Origin of the sequence: Candidatus Pelagibacter communis (assembly GCF_001180205.1) — a bacterium.
GTDB lineage: Bacteria > Pseudomonadota > Alphaproteobacteria > Pelagibacterales > Pelagibacteraceae > Pelagibacter > Pelagibacter ubique_O.
In genome coordinates this window covers 21,489-27,852 of record NZ_CVSU01000090.1, presented here as the reverse complement: position 1 = coordinate 27,852, position 6,364 = coordinate 21,489, and the positions used below count along the sequence as shown (strand labels likewise).

Annotated in this window: 7 protein-coding genes and 1 tRNA gene; 4 read left to right on the top strand and 4 right to left on the bottom strand. The window is 26.9% G+C overall.

From position 1 onward, the window contains the following. Nucleotides 1-23: 23 nt before the first annotated feature. A complete protein-coding gene (locus tag AMO08_RS03860) occupies nt 24-602 on the bottom strand; it encodes a uracil-DNA glycosylase (protein WP_082255019.1) in 579 nt (192 codons plus the stop codon). An 11-nt stretch (nt 603-613) separates the two neighbouring features. Here AMO08_RS03860 and AMO08_RS03855 point away from each other — a divergent pair, with 11 nt between their 5' ends. The 4 genes from AMO08_RS03855 to AMO08_RS03840 all read left to right on the top strand — a co-directional run bounded on the left by AMO08_RS03855 (nt 614) and on the right by AMO08_RS03840 (nt 4,530). Next, nucleotides 614-2,299, top strand: a complete 1,686-nt coding sequence (locus tag AMO08_RS03855; RefSeq protein WP_075485352.1) for a tetratricopeptide repeat protein — start codon at nt 614-616, stop codon at nt 2,297-2,299. Next, complete coding sequence (locus tag AMO08_RS03850) at nt 2,300-3,145, top strand: GHMP family kinase ATP-binding protein (RefSeq protein WP_075485350.1); 846 nt, start codon at nt 2,300-2,302, stop codon at nt 3,143-3,145. 33 nt (nt 3,146-3,178) lie between these two features. Then, nucleotides 3,179-3,252: transfer RNA gene (locus AMO08_RS03845), tRNA-Gln, on the top strand. A 3-nt stretch (nt 3,253-3,255) separates the two neighbouring features. Then, nucleotides 3,256-4,530, top strand: a complete 1,275-nt coding sequence (locus AMO08_RS03840) for a CCA tRNA nucleotidyltransferase (RefSeq protein ID WP_075485348.1) — start codon at nt 3,256-3,258, stop codon at nt 4,528-4,530. Here AMO08_RS03840 and greA read toward each other — a convergent pair. From greA to AMO08_RS03825, 3 genes are read right to left on the bottom strand one after another with little or no spacing between them, the layout of a single operon-like run. After that, the gene (greA, locus tag AMO08_RS03835) at nt 4,527-5,003 is read right to left on the bottom strand and encodes a transcription elongation factor GreA (RefSeq protein ID WP_072090793.1); all 477 of its coding nucleotides are present in this window, start codon (nt 5,001-5,003) and stop codon (nt 4,527-4,529) included. The genes AMO08_RS03840 and greA overlap by 4 nt on opposite strands. A gap of 4 nt (nt 5,004-5,007) precedes the next feature. After that, complete coding sequence (gene hemF / locus AMO08_RS03830) at nt 5,008-5,835, bottom strand: oxygen-dependent coproporphyrinogen oxidase (RefSeq protein ID WP_075485346.1); 828 nt, start codon at nt 5,833-5,835, stop codon at nt 5,008-5,010. A 1-nt stretch (nt 5,836) separates the two neighbouring features. Further along, on the bottom strand, nt 5,837-6,310 hold the full coding sequence (locus tag AMO08_RS03825) for a tRNA (cytidine(34)-2'-O)-methyltransferase (protein ID WP_075485343.1): 474 nt from the start codon (nt 6,308-6,310) through the stop codon (nt 5,837-5,839). Nucleotides 6,311-6,364 lie beyond the last annotated feature (54 nt).

The window sequence follows — 6,364 nt, the reverse complement described above, 5'->3', positions numbered from 1 at the left end:
ATCATCTTCGGTATCATCAAAAGTTAATACGTTGTTCCAAAAATATCTTGCTTGAATTTTTCGCTTATTCCTGTTATAGCCTCCATTGCTGAACTACCCATTAAAACGATAATCTTTGGGTTTATAATTGATATATGCTCTTTCAAAAATACTGAGTATCTTTTAATTTCAATTGAGGTTGGTTTTCTATCATCAGGTGGTCTAAAATTGATTGCATAACTAGTGTAAATATTTTGCCTCTTAATATTGATGGCTATAAGCATTTTGTTAAGAAGTTCCCCAACTTCACCTCTAAATGGGACACCCAACTTTTCTTCTTCAGCCCCAGGAGCCTCTCCAATTAACATTAAAGGGCTATTTATATTTCCCTCACCTAAAATAATTTTGTTTGAATTTTCTTTCAATTTACAATTTTCAATTGAATTTATTTGATCTTTTAAATTTTTAAGTAATTCTTCTTTATTAATTTGCAGGGTGCCATTGTTCGTTTCTAAAATATTAAATCTATTTATTGGTTTATCTGCGAATATAAATTTTGGCTCAATAGTATTAATTAGCTCTTGGTTTAATTTGCTATTTTGATTTATCACTTTTTTAGTCATAGTATGGTTGCATGTTCCTAAAATATCTAAAATTAGTACTATTAATATTCATATCTTATCAGACACCTTTATATTCTAAAAGTGCTACTTTTAATGATTTCAACTCAAGAGATTTATCAAATTATTTTTCTGGAATTGTTGCATTTGAAAATCGAGATAATTCTGAAGCTTTAAAATTTTTTAACTTAACCAGAGTATTAATTAACAAACATGACAGTTATTTAAAAAGATATGTTAACTCTTTAGTTTTAGATAACAAAGTACCTCAAGCAATTAATGTATTAAATAATAATGCAAACAAATCTAATTCAGATTTTTATGATGCGTATATAATTTTAATAATTGACAGTTTAAAAAAAAATAACTTTAAAAAGGCTGACGAATATTTAACACAAAGTTTAAAATTTCAAGATGAAAATAGAATAAACCTAGTTATATTTGAAACTCTAAAACAGTACATTTATACATTTAAAAATAAAAAAATATTAGATAACAAAAAAAATTTTGGAAACCTGTCTCTTATAGCCGAGACATTCCAAAGATGTTATATTGAAGATAAAAGAACTTCGTCATTTTTTCTCAATTTAATAAATAATCAACAAGGTGATTATTCAAGATACATTTTCTTTTATCTTAATCATTTAATTGATAACAATAAATTAAATGAAGCAAGATTAGTTGTTGAACAAATTGATTATATAAATTCAACACTTTTACTTTCACAAAGCAAAAGTTGGGTAGACAAAGAAAAATTCGGTGATTTTGGAAAAATTTTTTCATGCAAAGATCATAATGATCTTGTAAGTGAGTTTTTATTTTTAATTTCTAATCTTTATTCTTCTCAGGATAATTTTGAGAAATCAAATTTTTACTTAAATTTGTCAAATTATTTAAACCCCAAGTTTGAATTTAATTTGTCATTGGTTGCAGAAAATTTTTATCTCAATGATGAATTTGATAAAGTACAAAGGATCTTAAAAAACTTTAAAAAAGAAGATGAATTTTATTATTGGTTTAGATTAAAAAAAGAAGCTCAAATAATAATTCAAGAACAGGATTATGAAAATGGAATTAAATACATAGATTCAAAATTTAATAAAATTGAAAATCCAAATATAAAAATGATTTTTGATTTAGCCAATTTTTATAAGAATTCTAAAAATTATCAAAAGGCAATAGATCGTTATACAGAAATTATTTTAACACTGGATGACAATTCACTAATTAAATCAGATGTATTATATCGTAGAGGCGGTAGTTATGAAAGAATGGGCAATTATGAAAAGTCAGATGAAGATTTGTTGCATGCGCTTAAAATTGATCCTAGTGATGCATATATTTTAAATTACCTTGCTTACTCTTGGTTAGAGCGTGATTATAAAATTAATGAAGCAATGGATATGTTGAAAACAGCATATGATTTAAAAAGCAATGATCCATATATTATTGATTCAATTGGATGGGCTTATTTTTTAATAGAGGACTATGTAGAAGCAGAAAAGTATTTAAAAAGAGCTGTAGAATTAATGCCAGATGACCCAATCGTGAATGATCATTATGGAGACATTTTATGGAAATTAAATCGAAAAATTCAAGCAAGATATTTTTGGAACAACGTATTAACTTTTGATGATACCGAAGATGATATGAGGGAAAAAATCAATATTAAAGTAATTGAGGGTCTTAAAAATTCCTAAATGAAAATTAATAAAATTAAATCTAATGCAAAGTTAAATTTAGCATTAAATATCACTGGAAAAAAAAAGGTTTTACATAAAATTGAAAGTATAATTGGTTTCATAGATTTACATGATGTTATTTCGATAAATCAACATAATGGAAAAAAACACCACATTTCTTTTTATGGAAAGTTTTCTAAAAATATTGGAAAAAAAAATACTGTTCAAAGATTATTTCAGGTACTAGATAAAGAAAATTTATTAAAAAATAAAAAATTCAAAGTTAAAATTAAAAAATTAATCCCTCAAGAAGCTGGGTTAGGTGGGGGATCGATGAACGCAGCTAGTGTGTTTAATTATCTGGTTAAAAAAAAAATTATTAATCCTAATCATCAAAAAACTCGAAGTATCTGTGACTGGGTTGGTTCTGATGTTATTCTGGGAACCATTTCATCCAGCTGTGTGTTGTCATCAAGTGGTAGAATAAAAAAGATTTATAATACTCCAAAATATTACTCTAATTTAGTAAAGCCTGATTTTGGGTGCTCAACTAAAAAAATATACTCAGCTGTTCGAAAGTATACAAAATCAAAATATAACAAACCTAAAAAAAACATGTTTGGGGTAAAATATTTGATTGATCAACAAAATGCCCTTGAAACAATAGCACTCAAAAAATATCCAAAACTTAAAAAAATAAAGTTGTTCTTAGAAAGTATAAATAATCCATTATTTGTAAGAATGACTGGTTCAGGATCAACAATTGTTGCCTATTATAATTCATTAAAAAGTTGTAAATTGGCAAAAGCTAAATTTAAAAGAAAATATAAAAATTATTGGTGTGTTACAGCAAAAACTATATGAATTTTATATTTTTATGTTATAGGAAGCTAGTATTGGGGCGTAGCCAAGCGGTAAGGCACGGGTTTTTGGTACCTGCATCCTAGGTTCGAATCCTAGCGCCCCAGCCATTTATGAAAAATTTCTTAGATAAATTTTTTTCCCGATCAAAAAATCTTGATTATATCAGTCAAAATTTAAAACAAATTACTTTAACAACACCCACAAATAAAATTTTTGAAGCAATTAATAATTTTTCAGAGAAAAGTGAAATCAGATATGTGGGTGGGTGTGTAAGAAAAGTGATAAAAAAAGAAAATGTTGATGATATTGACCTAGCAACAAATTTAACTCCCTCGGAAGTTTGTGAGGCTCTTAAAAACAAACAAATAAGTTATTACGAAACAGGAATTGAACACGGAACTATAACTGCAACAATTGACGAATATAAATACGAAATTACTTCTTTAAGGAAAGATGTCTCAACTGATGGAAGGCATGCTGAAGTAGAATTCTCTTTAGATTGGAAGGAAGATGCCTCTAGAAGGGATTTTACTATCAATTCAATTTATGCAGATGGCGATGGTAATTTATTTGATCCATTTAACGGTAAAAAAGATTTGGAGGATGGGTATATTAATTTTATTGGCAATGCGGAAAAAAGAATTCAAGAGGATTATTTACGTATTTTGAGGTATTTAAGATTTTATTTAAATTACTCAAATCATAAGCACCAGCCAGAAATAATAAAAAATATAAAAAAAAATATTGATGGAATTTCAAATATATCATCTGAAAGGTTAATCGATGAACTAAAAAAAATAACTAGTTCAAATGGATTTTTAAAACTCTTTAAAGATAAAGAAAGTTTAGAACTCGTAGAAATAATTTTCCCTCAATTAAAGAATATTAAAAATTTTAAAAAACAAAATTCTTATGCTGTAGAGAATTTTTTAAAAATTGACTTTATATTCTTGATTGCGCTTTTAGTGATTGATGGGACTGATAATGCTGATTATTTTCTTTATAAATTTAAAATATCTAACAAAGATAAGAAAAGATTAAAATTGATAGATCTTTTTTATAGAGAAAAAGTAACTCTAAACAGCTTTACAGAGAAAAATTTGAATAAACTTTTTTATTTTAATGGGCGGCAGGCTGTAATAGATATAATTAATTTTAAAATTTTTAACTCAAACAAAGTAGAGAAAAAACTAATTAAACTATTAGATAATTATAAAAAGAAAACCATTCCAACTTTGCCAATAGGGGCTGATCTACTAATGTCTAAATTTCAAATTCCTGAGGGTAAAACTTTAGGTAATAAATTAAAAAAAATAGAAGAAACTTGGGTTCAAAATGGATTTCAAATTTCAGATAAGCAAGTACAGCAAATAGTTAAAAGTTAAATATATTTAACGTCTTTAATTTCAAAATTTTTTACACCAGAGGGTGTATTTATTTCAACTAAATCACTTTTATTTTTTCCAATCAAACCTTTACCAATTGGTGATTGAAAGAAAATCAGTTTTTGTTTTAAATCTGCCTCATCTCTTCCAACAATTTTATAATTAATTTTTTCACCAGTATCTAAATCTTCTAAATAAACTGTAGATCCAAAAATTACTTTTCCTTCATTGTTTAGTTTTGTAACATCAATAACATTTGCTCTTGCAATAATATCGTTAATTTCTGTAATTCTTCCTTCGTTATGAGATTGTTCTTCTTTAGCTGCATGATATTCAGCATTTTCTTTAAGGTCTCCATGGGATCTCGCTTCAGCAATTGCAGCTACTATCTCAGGTCTTTTTTTTTCTTTTAAAAAAACTAATTCTTCTTTTAGTTTATTTAATCCGTTTAATGTTATTGGCTCTTTATCCATTTTTTTATTTCCATTTTGCAACCGGAGGTAATGACATCAAAATTCCTTCAACATTACCACCAGTTTGTAGCCCAAATTTTGTTCCTCTATCGTAGAGCAAATTAAACTCTGCGTATCGACCTCTTTTAATATACTGAAACTCTTTATCTTTTAAAGTCCATTTTCTTTTTAATTTTTTTTTAATTATTTCATTAAATAGTATTTGAAATGTAACACCAACATCTCTGACAAATTTAAAGTCATTTTCAAAATTATCATTTTTATAGTCAAAAAATATTCCACCTATGCCTCTAGCTTCTTTTCTGTGAGGTAGATAAAAATATTCATCACACCACTTTTTATATTTTTTATAATAATTTTTATTATGTCTATCGCACATTGCCTTTAATATTTTATGAAAGTTTTTCTTCTCTTTTTCATCTTTTATTGCTGGGGTTACATCCATACCTCCGCCAAACCAATTCTTTGTTGTACAAATAAATCTGGTATTAAAATGCATTGCAGGAATATGGGGATTTTGCATGTGCATAACTATTGATATTCCTGATGCCCAAAATCTAGGATCTTTACTAGCGCCTGGTATATTCTTTTGAAATTGCTTAGGAAATTTTCCATAAACTTTTGAAAAATTTACTCCTACTTTTTCAAAAATTTTTCCATTTTTTAGTATTCTGTATTCACCACCACCTTCATCTTTTTTACTGCTTCTATTCCAAGAAGTTGATTGAAAATTTACTTTGTTTTTTTCAATTTTTAAAATGTCGTCACATATTGCATTTTGTAATAGCTTAAACCAATTACTCGCTAAGTCTTTTTTGATTGAAATATCCATTTTATTTTAATTCTATTTGACGCAAACTTTCTGCCAAAACAATGGCAACAGACGATGCAATATTAAGAGATCTTACTTGGTTATTCATTGGTATTTTTAAACGATTTTTAATAATTTTATGAATCTTTTCAGGTACACCAGCACTTTCCCTTCCAAACAAAATAGTATCATCAGGCTTAAATTTAAATTTAGTATAATTTATTGAACCCTTAGTTGTCATCAATATGATTCTCTGTTTTTTCTTTGCCTCAAAAAATTTATCTGAACTTTGATAAAACTCTATTTGACTATAGTCCATATAGTCCATAACCACTCTTTTAAAACGTTTGTCTGATAATAGAAAGCCACATGGTTCAATTATTTCTAGTTTAGCACCCAAACAAGCACAGGTTCTAATGATTGCAGCAGTATTCTGAGGTATATCAGGCTCATACAAAGCTATTTTGGGTCCTAAAATTGTTGAATTCTGTGTCATTCTTTCAGTAGTAAAATAATTATTTTATATTATATGAATTCGTATATTAACTAT